Annotated in this window: 16 protein-coding genes; 9 read left to right on the top strand and 7 right to left on the bottom strand. The window is 55.8% G+C overall.

The genetic code is table 11. The annotated features are described in order from the left end of the window. Positions 1 to 51: 51 nt before the first annotated feature. Positions 52 to 1,914 carry a bifunctional glutathionylspermidine amidase/synthase gene (gene gss / locus CU081_RS07740; protein WP_003862464.1) on the bottom strand — a complete coding sequence of 621 codons (1,863 nt, stop codon included), beginning with the start codon at positions 1,912 to 1,914 and terminating at the stop codon, positions 52 to 54. Between the two features lie 183 nt (positions 1,915 to 2,097). Here gss and yghU point away from each other — a divergent pair, with 183 nt between their 5' ends. After that, on the top strand, positions 2,098 to 2,964 hold the full coding sequence (gene yghU, locus CU081_RS07735; protein ID WP_003862465.1) for a glutathione-dependent disulfide-bond oxidoreductase: 867 nt from the start codon (positions 2,098 to 2,100) through the stop codon (positions 2,962 to 2,964). A gap of 76 nt (positions 2,965 to 3,040) precedes the next feature. Further along, positions 3,041 to 3,790, top strand: a complete 750-nt coding sequence (gene fucR, locus CU081_RS07730; protein ID WP_003862467.1) for an L-fucose operon activator — start codon at positions 3,041 to 3,043, stop codon at positions 3,788 to 3,790. Between the two features lie 2 nt (positions 3,791 to 3,792). Here the strand turns inward: fucR and CU081_RS07725 are convergent, their stop codons facing one another. After that, on the bottom strand, positions 3,793 to 5,340 hold the full coding sequence (locus tag CU081_RS07725; protein WP_003862469.1) for a methyl-accepting chemotaxis protein: 1,548 nt from the start codon (positions 5,338 to 5,340) through the stop codon (positions 3,793 to 3,795). 152 nt (positions 5,341 to 5,492) lie between these two features. On the opposite strand from CU081_RS07725, the gene CU081_RS07720 reads away from it, so the two are divergent. Then, positions 5,493 to 6,533 (top strand): aldo/keto reductase, encoded by a 1,041-nt coding sequence (locus CU081_RS07720; RefSeq protein ID WP_003862471.1) that lies wholly within the window; start codon positions 5,493 to 5,495, stop codon positions 6,531 to 6,533. Positions 6,534 to 6,591: 58 nt separating this feature from the next. Here CU081_RS07720 and CU081_RS07715 read toward each other — a convergent pair whose 3' ends face one another. Both CU081_RS07715 and CU081_RS07710 read right to left on the bottom strand, forming a co-directional pair. Continuing rightward, positions 6,592 to 7,080 (bottom strand): TIGR00645 family protein, encoded by a 489-nt coding sequence (locus CU081_RS07715; protein WP_003862473.1) that lies wholly within the window; start codon positions 7,078 to 7,080, stop codon positions 6,592 to 6,594. 43 nt (positions 7,081 to 7,123) lie between these two features. After that, entirely contained in the window at positions 7,124 to 7,627 is a 504-nt protein-coding gene (locus CU081_RS07710) for an ESA_00282 family adhesion-associated protein (protein WP_003862475.1), read from the bottom strand. Positions 7,628 to 7,729: 102 nt separating this feature from the next. On the opposite strand from CU081_RS07710, the gene CU081_RS07705 reads away from it, so the two are divergent. Next, the gene (locus CU081_RS07705) at positions 7,730 to 8,134 is read left to right on the top strand and encodes a hypothetical protein (protein ID WP_003862477.1); all 405 of its coding nucleotides are present in this window, start codon (positions 7,730 to 7,732) and stop codon (positions 8,132 to 8,134) included. A 1-nt stretch (position 8,135) separates the two neighbouring features. After that, entirely contained in the window at positions 8,136 to 8,561 is a 426-nt protein-coding gene (locus CU081_RS07700; protein WP_003862479.1) for a hypothetical protein, read from the top strand. A gap of 80 nt (positions 8,562 to 8,641) precedes the next feature. Here the strand turns inward: CU081_RS07700 and exbD are convergent, their stop codons facing one another. Then, positions 8,642 to 9,067, bottom strand: a complete 426-nt coding sequence (gene exbD / locus CU081_RS07695) for a TonB system transport protein ExbD (protein WP_001251472.1) — start codon at positions 9,065 to 9,067, stop codon at positions 8,642 to 8,644. A gap of 4 nt (positions 9,068 to 9,071) precedes the next feature. Continuing rightward, a complete protein-coding gene (gene exbB, locus CU081_RS07690; protein WP_003862482.1) occupies positions 9,072 to 9,803 on the bottom strand; it encodes a tol-pal system-associated acyl-CoA thioesterase in 732 nt (243 codons plus the stop codon). 251 nt (positions 9,804 to 10,054) lie between these two features. Here exbB and metC point away from each other — a divergent pair, with 251 nt between their 5' ends. Both metC and yghB read left to right on the top strand, forming a co-directional pair. Continuing rightward, positions 10,055 to 11,242 carry a cystathionine beta-lyase gene (gene metC / locus CU081_RS07680; RefSeq protein WP_003862484.1) on the top strand — a complete coding sequence of 396 codons (1,188 nt, stop codon included), beginning with the start codon at positions 10,055 to 10,057 and terminating at the stop codon, positions 11,240 to 11,242. Positions 11,243 to 11,384: 142 nt separating this feature from the next. After that, positions 11,385 to 12,044 carry a DedA family general envelope maintenance protein YghB gene (gene yghB / locus CU081_RS07675; RefSeq protein ID WP_003862486.1) on the top strand — a complete coding sequence of 220 codons (660 nt, stop codon included), beginning with the start codon at positions 11,385 to 11,387 and terminating at the stop codon, positions 12,042 to 12,044. A 43-nt stretch (positions 12,045 to 12,087) separates the two neighbouring features. Here yghB and CU081_RS07670 read toward each other — a convergent pair whose 3' ends face one another. Next, positions 12,088 to 12,987, bottom strand: coding sequence for an AraC family transcriptional regulator (locus CU081_RS07670; RefSeq protein ID WP_003862489.1), 900 nt, complete (start codon positions 12,985 to 12,987; stop codon positions 12,088 to 12,090). A gap of 195 nt (positions 12,988 to 13,182) precedes the next feature. Between CU081_RS07670 and yqhD the strand changes: the two genes are divergently transcribed. Beyond that, entirely contained in the window at positions 13,183 to 14,346 is a 1,164-nt protein-coding gene (gene yqhD, locus CU081_RS07665) for an alcohol dehydrogenase (RefSeq protein ID WP_003862492.1), read from the top strand. A 105-nt stretch (positions 14,347 to 14,451) separates the two neighbouring features. Beyond that, on the top strand, positions 14,452 to 15,279 hold the full coding sequence (gene dkgA, locus CU081_RS07660; protein WP_003862493.1) for a 2,5-didehydrogluconate reductase DkgA: 828 nt from the start codon (positions 14,452 to 14,454) through the stop codon (positions 15,277 to 15,279). The last annotated feature ends 32 nt before the right edge of the window (positions 15,280 to 15,311 follow it).

The raw sequence follows: 15,311 nt of genomic DNA, 5'->3' as shown, positions 1-15,311 counted from the left end.
AAAAAGCCCCCGCAGGTTATCCGGCGGGGGCTTTTTTGTCGCGGGTATGAATTAGTTATCCTTCACCACAATCAGCGGTTCAATATCGCTCTCTTTCTTCACCACCAGCGAGTTATCCCCACGCAGACAGGTTCCGCCATAGTTCCCGCCCACGGTAAAGGTGCAGACCTGAATGTATCTGCCGTCAACCTTCGGCAGGCACCATAGCTGCTGGTAGATATTCTTGCGGTCAACAAACTTGCCGCTGGACTGGTCCAGCAGTTCGTCCTGGGCGCCGATCAGATCGATATTGCTCCCGCAGCGTCCGGCGATCGGTTTAACGGCATAACCGGTCCGTTTGAGCAGATCGTTGACCTCAAAATCGGTATCCAGCAGGTAACGGTGGTTCGGGAAGAGCTGCCACAGCACCGGCAGGATCGCCTTGTTACCTGGGATCACCGTCCACAGCGGTTCAAAGACCAGCACTTCCGGGCGCAGCAGGACGTCAATCAGGCGCACTTCACCTTGCGGGTGACCGGTGCGGATAGGCACGGCGGCATACTCGGTTTCGCTCACCTCGCGGATCTGCTCAATCGCCGTTTCCCATGCCCAGGTTTTCCATACGCAGTTAACGTGACGGCCTTCATCATCAATCAGTTGCCCGGCGGCATCCCAGCTCAGCGCGCCCAGTCCATGCAGGATTTTGGTTTCAAACCCGGCCTGGATCAGCGAGCGCTGAATAAAGAGCGCGTGGTAATCCTCTTCAATATCGTTGTCCTGCATGATATGGACGAACGGCCGCGCGTGGCTGTGCTTCCATGCGCCGGTCAGCTCCTCCAGCAAGCCTTCCGCCGGATTGTGGCCGGTGCCGCGATAGCCGTTTTTCACCCACTCTTCAAGAATCAGCCCGCCCTCGGTATGGCAGGAGGCGGAATCCGCGTTGTACTCGTAAACCTTAATGCCGCGCTCATCCATGCAGAAATCCATACGACCGGTGATCATATGGTGGCGACGCCACTGCCAGGAGAGGCGCAGACGCGGCCAGAGGATTTTTGGGATGTCGAAAAGCGCGAGTAAGCTGTCGTCTTTCAGCACCTTGTCGGTGGCATGAAGGTACATCAGGTGCAGTTCGTTGGTGGCTTTGATCAGCTCCTGCTCGGCGCTTTCGGTAATGGTGAAGTACTGGCAGGGATCGTTGTTGATAACGTGGCCGTTGGCGCGAACGTACGCCTGTTGCAGGGCGTCGTTTTCATTGAGCCATTTTCCGTCGAACTGGCGGTTGTTCTTCAACCGCGCGCCGCTGATTTTCAGCAGTTCACCGTCGATCTCCGGCTGAGGAATACTGTGTTCCGTCTCCTCCGTCTGGATCATCCAGCCGAGGATCTCGGTATCGTTGAACGTGTCATGAAGCGTATAGCAACCGTCCTCCACGCTCAGACGCAGCTCGCGCGTCCACTGCTGCCCCATCGGCAGCGGGGAGTGAATAACGTTCTGCTCGGCAATGCGCACTCTGTCATCCAGCAGCTGGGTAATGACGGCGACGTGGCCGGTCTCATGAAACTCACCGCCCTTTTGCCAGATGAGCAGCGCACCGGCCTGCGGCGCGCGTTTTGAGCCATTGGCAAAGGCCTGTAGCGGCAGAATATTGTCGTTTACCACCTGGCGCAAAAAACGCAGGGAGAAGATCTCCCACGCCATCCCGACGTCGGTAAAGACAAACCCGTGATTGAGAAACAGGAAACGGCGCGCAAACTCAACGCACTGCCATTTATGGCCCATGTACTCGTTGCCGATATAGCTGCGGAATTCCGCATCTTCCGGGTAGTGACGCGGATCGAGACTGCCGTAATTTGAAGAGTAAATCGCCACGCCACCCGGCGCATAACCTAATAACGTCCCGAAGGGGGCGTCACTGCTTAACGTTCCTTTACGCATGTGTCCAACCTAAAACAGGCAGGCGGCAATTTTTTGGTGGGGTTGTCGTCGTCTGCACGTTGTAATTAACTGACAGAGGTGGCGTTATCATACACCCGCCCTGCCCATTACGCTCGCATCGTTAAACGGTTCCTGCATCTCCTGCTACACTGCCTCAACACAACACCAAAGAGGCAGGCCAACATGTCAGATAACACCTATCAGCCACCGAAAGTGTGGGAATGGAAACAGAATAACGGCGGCGCGTTCGCCAATATCAACCGTCCCGTCTCGGGCGCGACGCACGAGAAAGAGCTACCTGTGGGCGCGCACCCGCTCCAGCTGTACTCACTCGGTACGCCGAATGGACAGAAAGTTACCATCATGCTGGAAGAGCTGCTGGCGCTGGGCGTGACGGGCGCGGAATACGACGCATGGTTGATCCGCATTGGCGAGGGTGATCAGTTCTCCAGCGGTTTTGTCGACGTGAACCCGAACTCGAAGATCCCGGCCCTGCGTGACCACTCCACCACCCCGCCGACGCGCGTCTTTGAATCCGGCAATATCCTGCTCTATCTGGCCGAGAAATTTGGTCACTTCCTGCCAAAAGATCCGGCAGGACGAACGGAAACCCTGAACTGGCTGTTCTGGTTACAGGGCGCGGCCCCGTTCCTCGGCGGCGGTTTTGGCCACTTCTATAACTACGCGCCAGTGAAGATTGAGTACGCTATCGATCGCTTCACCATGGAAGCTAAACGCCTGTTCGACGTGCTGGACAAACAGCTGGCGCGCGGTCGTTACGTAGCGGGTGAGGAATATACCATTGCGGATATGGCGGTCTGGCCATGGTTTGGCTGCGTGGCGCTGGGCAGCGTCTATAACGCCGCCGAGTTCCTGGATGCCGGGAAGTACACCAACGTGCAGCGCTGGGCAAAAGATGTGGCGAATCGTCCAGCTGTTAAACGCGGGCGCATTGTTAACCGTACCAACGGCGAGCTGAACGAGCAGTTGCATGAGCGTCATTCAGCAAGCGACTTCGATACCCAGACGGAAGATAAACGTCAGGGTTGATCCATGACCGGGCGGTTCGCCGCCCTTATTCCGCGATGAGAAAAATGCGTCAGCACGCGTGCGCAAGGAGCCTCGTATGTCAGACCAGACGCTAAAAGCGACCCGACAGCAGAGCCTTATCTCCCTGCTGAGTCAAAGCGACTGGCTGACTACCGAGGTGCTGGCTGAAAAGCTCTCCGTCAGCAAAGAGACGATCCGCCGGGATCTGAAGTCGTTGCAGCAGCAGGGGAAGCTTCTGCGCCAGCACGGGCGCGCGCGTCTGATTCACCCGGACAGCCGCGACAGCGGTGAACCCTTTGGCGCACGCCTGAAAAGCCATTATGCCGACAAAGCCGATATTGCCCGCCACGCGCTGGGCTGGATCAGCGAAGGGATGACCATCGCCCTCGACGCCAGCTCAACCTGCTTTCATCTGGCGCGCCAGTTGCCGGACATCGACCTCACCGTATTTACCAACAGCCTGCCTGTCTGCCACGAGATGGCAAAGCGCGAGCGGATCACGCTTATCTGCTCCGGCGGAACGCTTGAGCGTAAGTATCGCTGCTATGTTAATCCGGCGCTGGTGACGCAGCTAAAAGGGCTGGAGATCGATCTGTTTATCTTCTCGTGTGAAGGGGTCGATGAGCATGGCGTCCTCTGGGATCCGTCCGAGCACAACGCGGGCTTTAAGGCGCTGCTGTTAAACCGCGCCAGCCAGTCGCTGCTGCTGATCGACAAAAGTAAATTTATGCGGGCAAGCGAAGTGAAAATTGGTCAGCTGTCGCAGGTAACACAGATTATTCAGAGCGATAAACGTCAGGCCGCCAGAGACGGCCTGACACGATGAGGTTACGCGGTGAGACGGAATTTCTGCACTGAGCGCTGGAGTTCTTCGGTCTGCCGTTCCAGTGCGGCGGCGGCGGCGGAAACCTGCTCCACCAGCGAGGCGTTCTGCTGGGTCACGCCGTCCATCTGCGTGATGGCAACGCCGACCTGAGAAATTCCTTTGCTCTGCTCCTCTGACGCGGTGGCGATCTGCTTCATAATGACGGTCACTTCCGTCACGTCGCGCAGGATTGCTTCCATCGTGGTGCCGGTATCGTTCACCAGCTGCGCCCCCTGCTCCACGCGGGCAACGGAATCCGCAATCAGCCCTTCGATCTCTTTGGCCGCATTCGCGCTGCGGCTGGCCAGATTACGTACCTCACCCGCCACGACCGCAAAGCCTCGCCCCTGCTCCCCGGCCCGGGCGGCTTCCACCGCGGCGTTCAGCGCCAGAATATTAGTCTGGAAAGCGATGCTGTTGATAACGGTGGTGATTTCAGCGATTTTTTTCGAGCTGTCCGAAATGCCGCTCATGGTCGTAACCACATCTTCCACCAGCGACCCGCCGCGGCTGGCCGTGCTGGAGGCGACATCCGCAAGCTGGCTGGCCTGGCGCGCGCTTTCGGCGTTCAGCTTCACCGTTGCGGTAAGCTGCTCCATGCTGGCCGCGGTCTCTTCCAGCGCGGCGGCCTGCTCTTCGGTACGCGAAGAAAGATCGTTATTCCCGCTGGAGATCTCCGTTGCCCCGCGCCAGATATTCTCGCTGCCGGAACGAATCGTGCTGACCGCCTCCCGCAGGCTGTCCTGCATTGCACTCAGCAGCGGTACCAGTTGCCCCACGCAGTTGCGGCCCAAAGATTCAATCGGCTGGCTGAGGTCGCCCTGCGCAATCTGGCGGAACTGCTGACGGATACGATCCAGCGGTTTTACCAGTATCGCCACCAGGTAGCGGTCGGTGAAAAGCAGGATCAGCAGACCCACGATCGTGGCGGTGATAATTACCGTCCGGGTCATGCTGGTGAGGCCGTCGACCACCACGCGCGTGCTGTCGAGCGCCTTCGCCGCGGTATTGTTAAAGTTCTCAGCCGCTGACCCGAATGCACGGCTTAGCGGCGGCGTGACGTTGTTGGCATGCTGACGATAGCCTTCGAGCGTCGCCTGCTTCGCCTGCGCCATCTGCGGTGTAACGCCCTGATCGAGCAGCGCCTGCCAGGTGGAAATCACCTGCGCAGACACCTTTTCATCCATCGGGCCCGGGGAGATAGCTTTCATCTCTGCCAGCTTTTTACTCATGTTATCCAGCGCCTGCTGAGCAGGAGCCAGGTCCGGCGTGCCGCCCGCCGCTTTAACTTCCATTGCCCGGCTCAGGCGGGTGACGAAACGGAAATACTGATCGTTGCCCTGGCTCAGCACCGTCATTTGCCGGACCAGCTGGCGGTCAACGTCATTACCATCAGAAACACGAGACAGAGACCAGGTGCTGTAAAGCCCCACGCCTGCCCACATGACACAAAAGATCCCCAGTATCGTCAGCATGACGAAACGGATGGTGAAATTACGAAGCATCTTCATTGAGTATTCCTTGCCGTGAGGGTGAATTCGCCCAGAGGCGAGTACTCCCCTCGTTATCGGCAGATACTGTAGAAAATATACTTTTTTCGTTATCGAGTCGGCATAGAATGAAAACGTTGTTTCGAAAATTCACCGACAAGAAAGGAGACATCATGTCCTGGCACCCTTACACCGGCCGATACGAAAACATGCAGTACCGATACTGCGGCAAAAGCGGCCTGCGCTTACCGGCACTGTCGCTGGGCCTGTGGCACAGCTTCGGTCACGTTCAGCCGCTCGATTCCCAGCGCGCGCTGCTGCGTAAGGCCTTCGATCTCGGCATTACCCACTTTGATCTTGCCAACAACTACGGCCCCCCTCCGGGCAGCGCTGAAGAGAATTTTGGCCGTCTGCTACGGGAGGATTTTGCCGGGTATCGTGACGAGCTGATCATCTCCACCAAAGCGGGCTACGACATGTGGCCAGGACCGTATGGTTCGGGCGGTTCACGTAAGTACCTGCTCGCCAGCCTCGACCAGAGCCTGAACCGCATGGGTGTGGAGTATGTGGATATTTTCTATTCTCACCGCGTAGACGAAAACACGCCGATGGAAGAGACCGCCGCCGCGCTGGCACACGCGGTGCAGAGCGGAAAAGCGCTGTATGTCGGCATTTCGTCTTACTCCACGGAACGCACGGCGGCGATGACCGAATTGCTGCGCGAGTGGAAGATCCCGCTTTTGATCCACCAGCCGTCTTACAACCTGCTTAACCGCTGGGTCGACAAGACCGGCCTGCTGGACGCGCTGGAGAAAAACGGAACGGGCTGTATCGCCTTTACCCCGCTGGCACAGGGCCTGCTCACCGGAAAATACCTGAACGGCATTCCGGACGGTTCACGTATGCAGCGCGAAGGGAAAAAAGTGCGCGGCCTGACGGAGAAAATGCTGACGGAAGCCAACCTGAGCAGCCTTCGTCTGCTGAACGAGATGGCGCACGCGCGCGGGCAGACGATGGCGCAGATGGCGCTAAGCTGGTTGTTGAAAGATGAGCGTGTAACGTCGGTACTGATTGGCGCGAGCCGCCCGGAGCAGCTGGAAGAGAACGTTCAGGCGCTGAATAACCTGCGCTTTAGCGAAGATGAACTGATGCGGATTGACCAGCACGTTGCGGATGGTGAGCTGAATTTGTGGCAGGCGTCGTCGGATAAATAGTGCGGCCTGCTGCCCTTACCACGCCCCCTCTCCCACAGGGAGAGGGGGCGTGGTGAATTTATTTCTTACTGATCTTATCCAGATACCCCATAACAAACGCCGACAGCACAAACGTCAGGTGGATAATCACATACCACATCAGCTTATTATCCGGGACGTTTTTCGCGTCCATAAAGACGCGTAACAGGTGAATAGACGAAATTGCAACAATCGACGCCGCGACTTTATTCTTCAGCGATGAGGCGTCCATTTTCCCCAGCCAGCTGAGCTTTTCTTTGTGCTCGGCGATATCAAGCTGAGAGACGAAATTCTCATAACCGGAGAACATCACCATCACCAGTAATCCTCCCACCAACGTCATATCTACCAGCGACAGTAGAACCAGAATCAAATCGGCTTCTGCCACGGAGAAAATGTTTGGCAGGACGTGGAATATCTCCTGAAAGAACTTAATCGTCAGGGCGACCAGCGCCAGGGAGAGACCAAAATAGACGGGTGCGAGCAGCCAGCGAGAGGCATACATTGCGTTTTCAAAGAAGCGTTCCATAAAATCCTGTCTGCAAACGAAACCAGCGCTGAGTATATCTCAACTATACCTCGTTGGGATCTACATCCGGACGCGCATACTCCGGCCAGACCAGCGCGACCAGTTCCGGGTAGGCTTCCAGGCTAAACTCACGAAAACACTGGCGCAGATTTAATACATCTAAATCGGAGTACGACACCTTCTCGCCATTCAGACAGCGCTTTTTGATATTGTCGTAATATTTATAGACCGCCGAATTAAGGTCGCTACAGCGGCGCTGCGCGTCGAACAGGCCGGGCGTATCATTAATTTCGGCCATTTTCATTCGCTTAATTGTCGCATGGAGGAAATCGATATATTCGTGATTTACTCGCCAGTACCAGACCGGCGTCACGGCGTTCATCAATACGGAGAAATGATCTTCCCCCTCCTCTTTCGACATCAATTCAGGCTGCGGCGGTTCACTGACGTCTTTTGACACTTTCGTTTTATTGAACTCTTGCATCAATAAAAGCACGCCAGCGGTCAGTAATAGTAACGTTATGACCGTGAAGAAAATGCTGTTCATGGGTAGGCTCCATTTTTTTTGATTTTAAAATTGCCTCATGATATTGTCAACGAATCTCACCCTTTTTCCAATCCCACCCTTTTGAAATTAAAGGAAATTAAAATGCTGCCCGACAATCTTGTCCCGGCAAAGTACCACATTACGCTTGTGGAACAGCCTTCGACGGAAGCAGATAAAGAGGCGAATTTCACTCAAGGAAAAAGAAAACTCTCCGACTATGAAGCCGACATATTAATTGGTGTTTCACGCACCGGCAAATCCCGTAATATGGTGCTGGAAGAGCACGATCGCCATTTAAAAGAGCGTTTATTTCGCGCGATCAAGATTGAAGCCTTAGTTCATCTGCTGAATGATTTACAGGCCGAAGGGGAAATAGACGCCCAGACGCTAAGTCAAATAATGGTCGAGAAAACGCAGCAAATAAATGAAGCCGGCAATGAAATTTGGCTTAATTTAATTACGCGTGAAAAAAACAATCCCATCTTTTATAACCTGGGGGAAGATTAACGTGAATGATGATAGCGGTAATAACGTTTATTTGACTTTAGATGATAAAAAAAGCGATGAATTTATCTTAAAGCAGAATCTCGACGCCCTGAAAAAGATAAAAAATGACGAGATGACGCGAATTACGCAGGATTTGGTTTCGATTCCGGCCACGCTGGTACGCCTGAAATGGCAGAACCGTCGGGAGATTTACGCCTTGCAGGCCAAGGAGGAGATTTACGGCGCGGTGATGAACGCCATTATTGAACAGCGTCCTGAGCTTAAAGAGAAGATCCTCGGGCGACTGGAGGCGAACTATCAGTACCTGCTGGCACGCGAGACAGCCACCCTGCGCCTGACCCGTAAACTCTCGGAAGGCAATTACCGTACATCAAACGTGACCTGTGTGGCGCTTGATGAAGAGGCGCCGACGGCGCCTTCAGAGTGAGACAACAATGATTGTTGCGGAATGCAGGCCGGGTAATGCGACGCCGCCACCCGGCAGGCAAGGCTGCAAGAGCCTTCGTTTTACTTCGCGGCCGCTTTCTCTTCGCCGACCAGACCAATCTTCAGGTATCCCGCCTGATGCAGCGTGTCCATTACCTTCATCATGGTTTCATAATCAACGGTTTTATCCGCGCGGAAGAAGACGGTGGTGTCTTTCTTGCCGCCGGTGAGCTGGTCCAGCGCCGGAATAACCGAGGCATCCGTTACCGGATCGTTGCCCAGGAACATGGACTTATCGGCCTTCACGGACAGGTAGATAGGCTTTTCCGGACGCGGCTGCGGCTGGCTGGAGGACGCAGGCAGATTCACCTTCACATCCACCGTCGCCAGCGGTGCGGCAACCATAAAGATAATCAGCAGAACCAGCATGACGTCGATAAACGGCGTCACGTTGATCTCATGCATTTCACCGTTATCGTCCAGATTTTCATTAAGACGCATTGCCATACAATCAACCTACGCGCAGTTTGGACGCCGCATGAACCGGTTTAACGGCGCTGGCGTTCAGGTCCAGATCGCGGCTTTGCAGCAGCAGAACCTGCGCGGCAACGTCACCCAGTGTGGCTTTGTAACTGCCAATCATGCGCGCGAAGATGTTATAGATAACAACCGCCGGGATAGCGGCAACCAGACCGATAGCCGTTGCCAGCAGCGCTTCTGCGATACCCGGCGCGACGACCGCAAGGTTAGTGGTCTGCGTCTGGGCGATACCGATAAAGCTGTTCATGATGCCCCAGACGGTACCGAACAGGCCGACGAACGGGGAGATAGCGCCGATAGTCGCCAGGTAGCCGTTACCGCGGCCCATATGACGACCCACGGCCGCAACGCGACGCTCCAGACGGAAGCCGGTACGCTCTTTAATGCCTTCGTTATCTTCACTGCCTGCGGAGAGTTCCAGCTCGTTCTGCGCTTCGTTCACTAACAGGGTAGTCAGGCTTTTCGCATGGAAGGATGAGGTGATATCAGAAGCCTGATCCAGAGAACGGGCTTCCGCCAGCTGCTTCTGCTCACGCTTGAGGCGGCGTTTTTGTGAAAGAAGTTCGGCGCTCTTGCTGAAGAAGATAGCCCAGGTGATCACGGACGCCAGAATCAGGCCGATCATCACAATCTTAACTACGATGTCAGCATGTTGATACATGCCCCAAACGGAGAGATCCGTCTGCATCAAATTATTACCCACTCTGTATCTCCAGGACGCAAATCACAAAATCTGAACGTAATAATATCAAAACGTCGTCGAATTGATAGTAGTTCTCATTAGTATTTACATAGTGCCGTAATTTTCGCTCACTTTCCTTGCGCTTACGCAGTAAAAATTTCTTATGCGAATTTTTGATAATATTTTCTGCTTATTCGATAAGCATCCGGATGCACATTCTGACAATCGTGGTAGTCTGGACGTCCAGACGTATAAAAATAGGGTTAGCGAACATGACTAAAAAGCAGCTTGAGACCACGCTGGTGCAGGCAGGACGCAGTAAGAAATACACTCAGGGCTCGGTCAACAGCGTGATCCAGCGCGCCTCCTCGCTGGTGTTTGATACCGTTGAAGATAAAAAAATCGCTACGCGTAATCGCGCGAAGGGCGGGCTATTTTACGGTCGTCGTGGCACGTTAACCCATTTCTCGTTGCAGGAAGCCATGTGCGAACTGGAGGGCGGCGCGGGCTGCGCGCTGTTCCCGTGCGGCGCGGCGGCGGTCGCCAATACCATTCTGGCGTTTGTGGAACAGGGTGACCACGTCCTGATGACCAATACCGCTTACGAGCCAAGCCAGGACTTCTGCACCAAAATACTCAGCAAGCTCGGCGTCACCACCAGCTGGTTCGATCCGCTGATTGGGGCCGGTATTGCCGGGCTTATTCAGCCCAACACGCGCGTTGTGTTCCTGGAATCTCCCGGCTCCATCACCATGGAAGTGCATGACGTCCCGGCCATCGTGAAGGCGGTGCGCAGCATAGCGCCGGAAGCGATCATCATGATCGACAACACCTGGGCGGCAGGTGTGCTGTTTAAAGCCCTGGAATTTGACATCGATATCTCCATTCAAGCGGCGACCAAATACCTGATTGGCCATTCCGACGGCATGATCGGTACGGCGGTATCTAACGCCCGCTGCTGGGATCAATTGCGTGAAAACGCCTACCTGATGGGCCAGATGGTGGATGCCGATACCGCCTACATGACCAGCCGGGGCATCCGTACGCTCGGCGTGCGTCTGCGTCAGCATCACGAAAGCAGCCTGCAAATTGCACAGTGGCTGGCGCTGCATCCGCAGGTGGAGCGCGTTAACCATCCGGCGCTGCCGGGCAGCAAAGGCCATGAATACTGGCAACGTGACTTTACGGGCAGCAGCGGGTTGTTCTCATTTGTACTTAAAAAGCGCCTGAATGACGCCGAACTGGCAAGCTATCTGGATAACTTTACCCTCTTCAGCATGGCCTATTCATGGGGTGGGTTTGAATCGCTGATCCTGCCCAACCAGCCGGAGCAGATTGCGGCCCTGCGCCCGGGCGGCGAGGTGGACTTCGAAGGGACCTTAATCCGCCTGCATATCGGGCTGGAAAATGTGGACGATTTAATTGCGGATTTATCGGCAGGATTTGAGCGCATCGTGTAAAGTGCTGACTGAAATGTACTCCCCGGACGCAATTCTGAACACCGCAAGCAGAAAAGTCTGTATGAGATGCGCCTGCGATCAACCCCGACAGGCAAAATTGGGAGTACAATAGCGTTATATCTGCTGTTCCACAGGAAAGTCCATGGCTGTTATTCAAAATATCATCACGGCGCTCTGGCAACACGATTTTGCCGCGCTGGCGGACCCGCATGTCGTCGGGATTGTCTATTTCGTGATGTTCGCGACGCTGTTTCTGGAGAATGGACTACTGCCAGCCTCATTTTTACCCGGCGACAGCCTGCTCCTGCTCGCAGGGGCGTTAATCGGCAAGGGCGTGATGGACTTCGCACCGACAATGGTGATCCTCACTTCTGCGGCCAGTCTCGGCTGTTGGCTGAGCTACCTGCAAGGGCGCTGGCTTGGAAACACCCGCGTGGTGAAAGGCTGGCTGGCACAGCTGCCGCATAAATATCACCAGCGCGCCACCTGCATGTTTGACCGCCACGGCCTGCTGGCGTTACTTGCCGGGCGTTTTCTGGCGTTTGTTCGCACCCTGTTGCCTACCATGGCGGGTATTTCAGGCCTCCCTAACCGCCGCTTCCAGTTCTTCAACTGGCTGAGCGCTCTGCTCTGGGTGGGCGTGGTCACCACGCTCGGCTACGCGCTGAATATGATCCCGTTTGTTAAGCGCCATGAAGACCAGGTGATGACGTTCCTGATGGTGCTGCCGATCTTCCTGCTGGTTGCGGGCCTGGTCGGCACAATCGCGGTGGTGATTAAGAAGAAGTATTGCAGCGCCTGATACCCCATCCTGATTCTCTTCCCGCGGGGAGAGAATCAAAAGCCTAAGCGCCCTGCATCGTTCTGATGCGCGACGCATCTTCCCCCGGCGTGACGCCGAAGTAGCGCTTAAACTCCCGACTAAACTGCGACGCGCTTTCATACCCAACCCGCATCGCCGCGGCGCTGGCCTTCATGCCATCGTGGATCATCAGCATCCGCGCCTTATGTAGACGGTAGGTTTTGAGGTACTGCAACGGCGACGTGCTGGTGACGGATTTAAAGTTATGGTGAAACGCCGAGACGCTCATATTGGCTTCCGCCGCCAGCTGGTCAACGCTGAGGTTTTCCGTGTACTGGCTCTCAATGCGCTTGAGCACGCGGCTAATCAGGCTAAAGTGCGTCTGGCGGCTTACCAGCGCCAGCAGCGCCCCGCCGCCCGGCCCGAGCAGCACATGGTAAAGAATTTCGCGGATAATCTGCTTTCCGAGAATACGCGCATCCAGCGGCCTTTCCATCACGTCTAACAGGCGTTCAATCGCGCAGAGAATTTCCTCCGATAGGGTCGCGGAGTTGATACCGCTTGCCGCCATCGACGGCCGGAAAAGTTCGTCCTCCCCAATATCCATCAGCAGCTCCTGCAACTGGAGGATGTCGACGTTGACGCGGATCCCGGCCAGCGGCACCTCCTCTGTCGCGAAAGTTTCACATTCGAAGGGTAAAGGTACTGTCAGAAGCAGATATTCATTGGTGTCGTAACGGAACACGCGCTCATTGATATAGCCAATCTTATGGCCAGAAAAGAGAAACACGATGCCGGGCTGATACATCACCGGGGTGCGCGTCCCGGGCTGGGTACCGTACAGCAATCGAATATCCGGCAACAGCTCAGCCGAATCATTTCCGTTATCAATCAGTGTTTTAATCTGCGACGTTAGCTGGCGGCAGATGGCATCACGGTTCATTTTCAGTTACTCCGGGTACGGTTTCCGACGCTGACAGTGTGCGCATTTTCTTACCGTTTCTCCAGCGCGCTGTAGAAATGGGCAAGACATCGGCAGGAATGTGCATTGAGAGGATAGCGCCTGCCCGCCACAATGAGCAGCATCAGGTTGCCTTCTGCGCCACCACGATTTTTTACCCACTACAGGGAACAAGCCATGAACAACTTTAATCTTCATACCCCAACCCGCATTCTGTTTGGTAAAAACGCTATCGCTGACCTGCGCGCGCAAATCCCGACGGACGCCCGCGTCCTGATTACCTACGGCGGCGGCAGCGTGAAAAAAACCGGCGTACTGGATCAGGTGTACAGCGCTCTGGAAGGTCTGGACGTGCGCGAGTTCGGCGGTATCGAGCCTAACCCGTCTTATGAAACGCTGATGAACGCGGTAAAAATCGCCCGCGAGGAGCAGATCACCTTCCTGCTGGCGGTGGGCGGCGGTTCCGTGCTGGACGGCACCAAATTCATCGCGGCGGCGGCCCATTACGCTGACGGCATCGACCCGTGGCATATTCTGGAAACGGGCGGCAGCGACATCAGCAGTGCGATCCCGATGGGCTCCGTGCTGACGCTGCCGGCCACCGGATCAGAGTCCAACAAAGGCGCGGTCATCTCCCGTAAAACCACCGGTGACAAGCAGGCCTTTATGAACGAACACGTTCAGCCCGTGTTCGCGATCCTCGATCCGGTTTACACCTATACCCTGCCTGCGCGTCAGGTGGCGAACGGCGTGGTCGACGCCTTTGTTCACACCGTTGAGCAGTACGTTACTTACCCGGTAAACGCCAAAATTCAGGATCGTTTCGCGGAAGGCATTCTGCTGACGCTGATTGAAGAAGGTCCGAAAGCGCTGAAAGAGCCTGAAAACTACGACGTGCGTGCCAACGTGATGTGGGCAGCCACCCAGGCGCTGAACGGCCTGATCGGCGCAGGCGTGCCGCAGGACTGGGCTACCCACATGCTCGGCCACGAGCTGACGGCGATGCACGGCCTGGATCACGCCCAGACGCTGGCGGTGGTTCTGCCTGCGCTGTGGAACGAAAAACGTGACGCTAAACGCGCCAAACTGCTCCAGTACGCCGAACGCGTGTGGAACATCACCGACGGTTCCGACGATGCGCGTATCGATGCCGCGATTGAAGCCACCCGTCACTTCTTTGAAAGCCTGGGCGTGCCAACGCGTCTCTCTGGCTACGGCCTGGACGGCAGCTCCATCCCTGCCCTGCTGGCGAAACTGGAAGCACACGGTATGACGCAGATCGGCGAGCATGGCGACATCACCCTTGACGTCAGCCGTCGTATTTACGAAGCGGCACGCTAAGCGTTTTTAGGATCCTGACTTTCGTTTTTTGACATTTCGTCCAGACTTAATGCACATCACATCGTCGGAGGTTCCCTCCGGCGATGAGCACCTGAAGGAGGAAAAATGGCAAACCAAACCGTAATCAAGCTACAGGACGGCAACGTGATGCCCCAGCTGGGGCTAGGTGTATGGAAAGCCGGTAACGACGAGGTCGTCTCCGCCATTCATAAAGCCCTGGAAGTCGGCTATCGGTCCATCGATACCGCCGCCGCCTATAAAAACGAGGACGGCGTGGGAAAAGCGCTTGCCAGCGCCGGCGTTCCCCGGGATGAGCTTTTCATCACCACCAAGCTGTGGAACGACGATCAAAAGCGTCCCCGCGAAGCGTTGCAGGAGAGTCTGGAGAAACTCCAGCTCGATTTCGTCGATCTTTATCTCATGCACTGGCCGGTACCGGCTATCGACCATTACGTTGATGCCTGGAAAGGGATGATTGAACTGCAAAAAGAGGGGCTGATAAAAAGCATCGGCGTCTGTAATTTCCAGGTTCATCATCTGCAACGCCTGATTGATGAAACGGGCGTCGCGCCGGTGATTAACCAGATTGAGCTGCACCCGCTGATGCAGCAGCGCCAGCTTCATTCATGGAACGCCACGCACAAGATCCAGACCGAATCCTGGAGCCCGCTGGCCCAGGGCGGCGAAGGGGTGTTTGACCAGAAAATCATCCGTGAACTGGCGGATAAGTACGGTAAAACCCCGGCGCAGATCGTCATTCGCTGGCATCTGGATAGCGGTCTGGTGGTGATCCCGAAATCGGTCACGCCATCGCGTATCGCCGAGAACTTCGACGTCTGGGATTTCCGCCTGGATAAAGACGAGCTGGGTGAAATTGCGAAGCTGGATCAGGGCAAGCGGCTTGGGCCGGACCCGGATCAGTTTGGCGGGTAATCCCCTCACCCTGCCCTCTCCCCGGAGGGGAG

Source organism: Enterobacter sp. CRENT-193 (genome assembly GCF_002787395.1).
Lineage (GTDB): Bacteria > Pseudomonadota > Gammaproteobacteria > Enterobacterales > Enterobacteriaceae > Enterobacter > Enterobacter hormaechei_C.
Note: the sequence above shows the minus strand (reverse complement) of the source record. Positions and strands in the feature narration are given on the sequence as shown.

What these genes read in the sequence shown, in the direction of transcription:
- CU081_RS07670 (WP_003862489.1), bottom strand. Translation starts at nt 12,987, where the DNA reads ATGAACCGTGATGCCATCTGCCGCCAGCTAACGTCGCAGATTAAAACA.
- CU081_RS07705 (WP_003862477.1), top strand. Translation starts at nt 7,730, where the DNA reads ATGCTGCCCGACAATCTTGTCCCGGCAAAGTACCACATTACGCTTGTG.
- CU081_RS07725 (WP_003862469.1), bottom strand. Translation starts at nt 5,340, where the DNA reads ATGAAGATGCTTCGTAATTTCACCATCCGTTTCGTCATGCTGACGATA.
- yghB (WP_003862486.1), top strand. Translation starts at nt 11,385, where the DNA reads ATGGCTGTTATTCAAAATATCATCACGGCGCTCTGGCAACACGATTTT.
- gss (WP_003862464.1), bottom strand. Translation starts at nt 1,914, where the DNA reads ATGCGTAAAGGAACGTTAAGCAGTGACGCCCCCTTCGGGACGTTATTA.
- exbD (WP_001251472.1), bottom strand. Translation starts at nt 9,067, where the DNA reads ATGGCAATGCGTCTTAATGAAAATCTGGACGATAACGGTGAAATGCAT.
- CU081_RS07715 (WP_003862473.1), bottom strand. Translation starts at nt 7,080, where the DNA reads ATGGAACGCTTCTTTGAAAACGCAATGTATGCCTCTCGCTGGCTGCTC.
- fucR (WP_003862467.1), top strand. Translation starts at nt 3,041, where the DNA reads ATGTCAGACCAGACGCTAAAAGCGACCCGACAGCAGAGCCTTATCTCC.
- CU081_RS07710 (WP_003862475.1), bottom strand. Translation starts at nt 7,627, where the DNA reads ATGAACAGCATTTTCTTCACGGTCATAACGTTACTATTACTGACCGCT.
- yghU (WP_003862465.1), top strand. Translation starts at nt 2,098, where the DNA reads ATGTCAGATAACACCTATCAGCCACCGAAAGTGTGGGAATGGAAACAG.
- metC (WP_003862484.1), top strand. Translation starts at nt 10,055, where the DNA reads ATGACTAAAAAGCAGCTTGAGACCACGCTGGTGCAGGCAGGACGCAGT.
- CU081_RS07720 (WP_003862471.1), top strand. Translation starts at nt 5,493, where the DNA reads ATGTCCTGGCACCCTTACACCGGCCGATACGAAAACATGCAGTACCGA.
- yqhD (WP_003862492.1), top strand. Translation starts at nt 13,183, where the DNA reads ATGAACAACTTTAATCTTCATACCCCAACCCGCATTCTGTTTGGTAAA.
- dkgA (WP_003862493.1), top strand. Translation starts at nt 14,452, where the DNA reads ATGGCAAACCAAACCGTAATCAAGCTACAGGACGGCAACGTGATGCCC.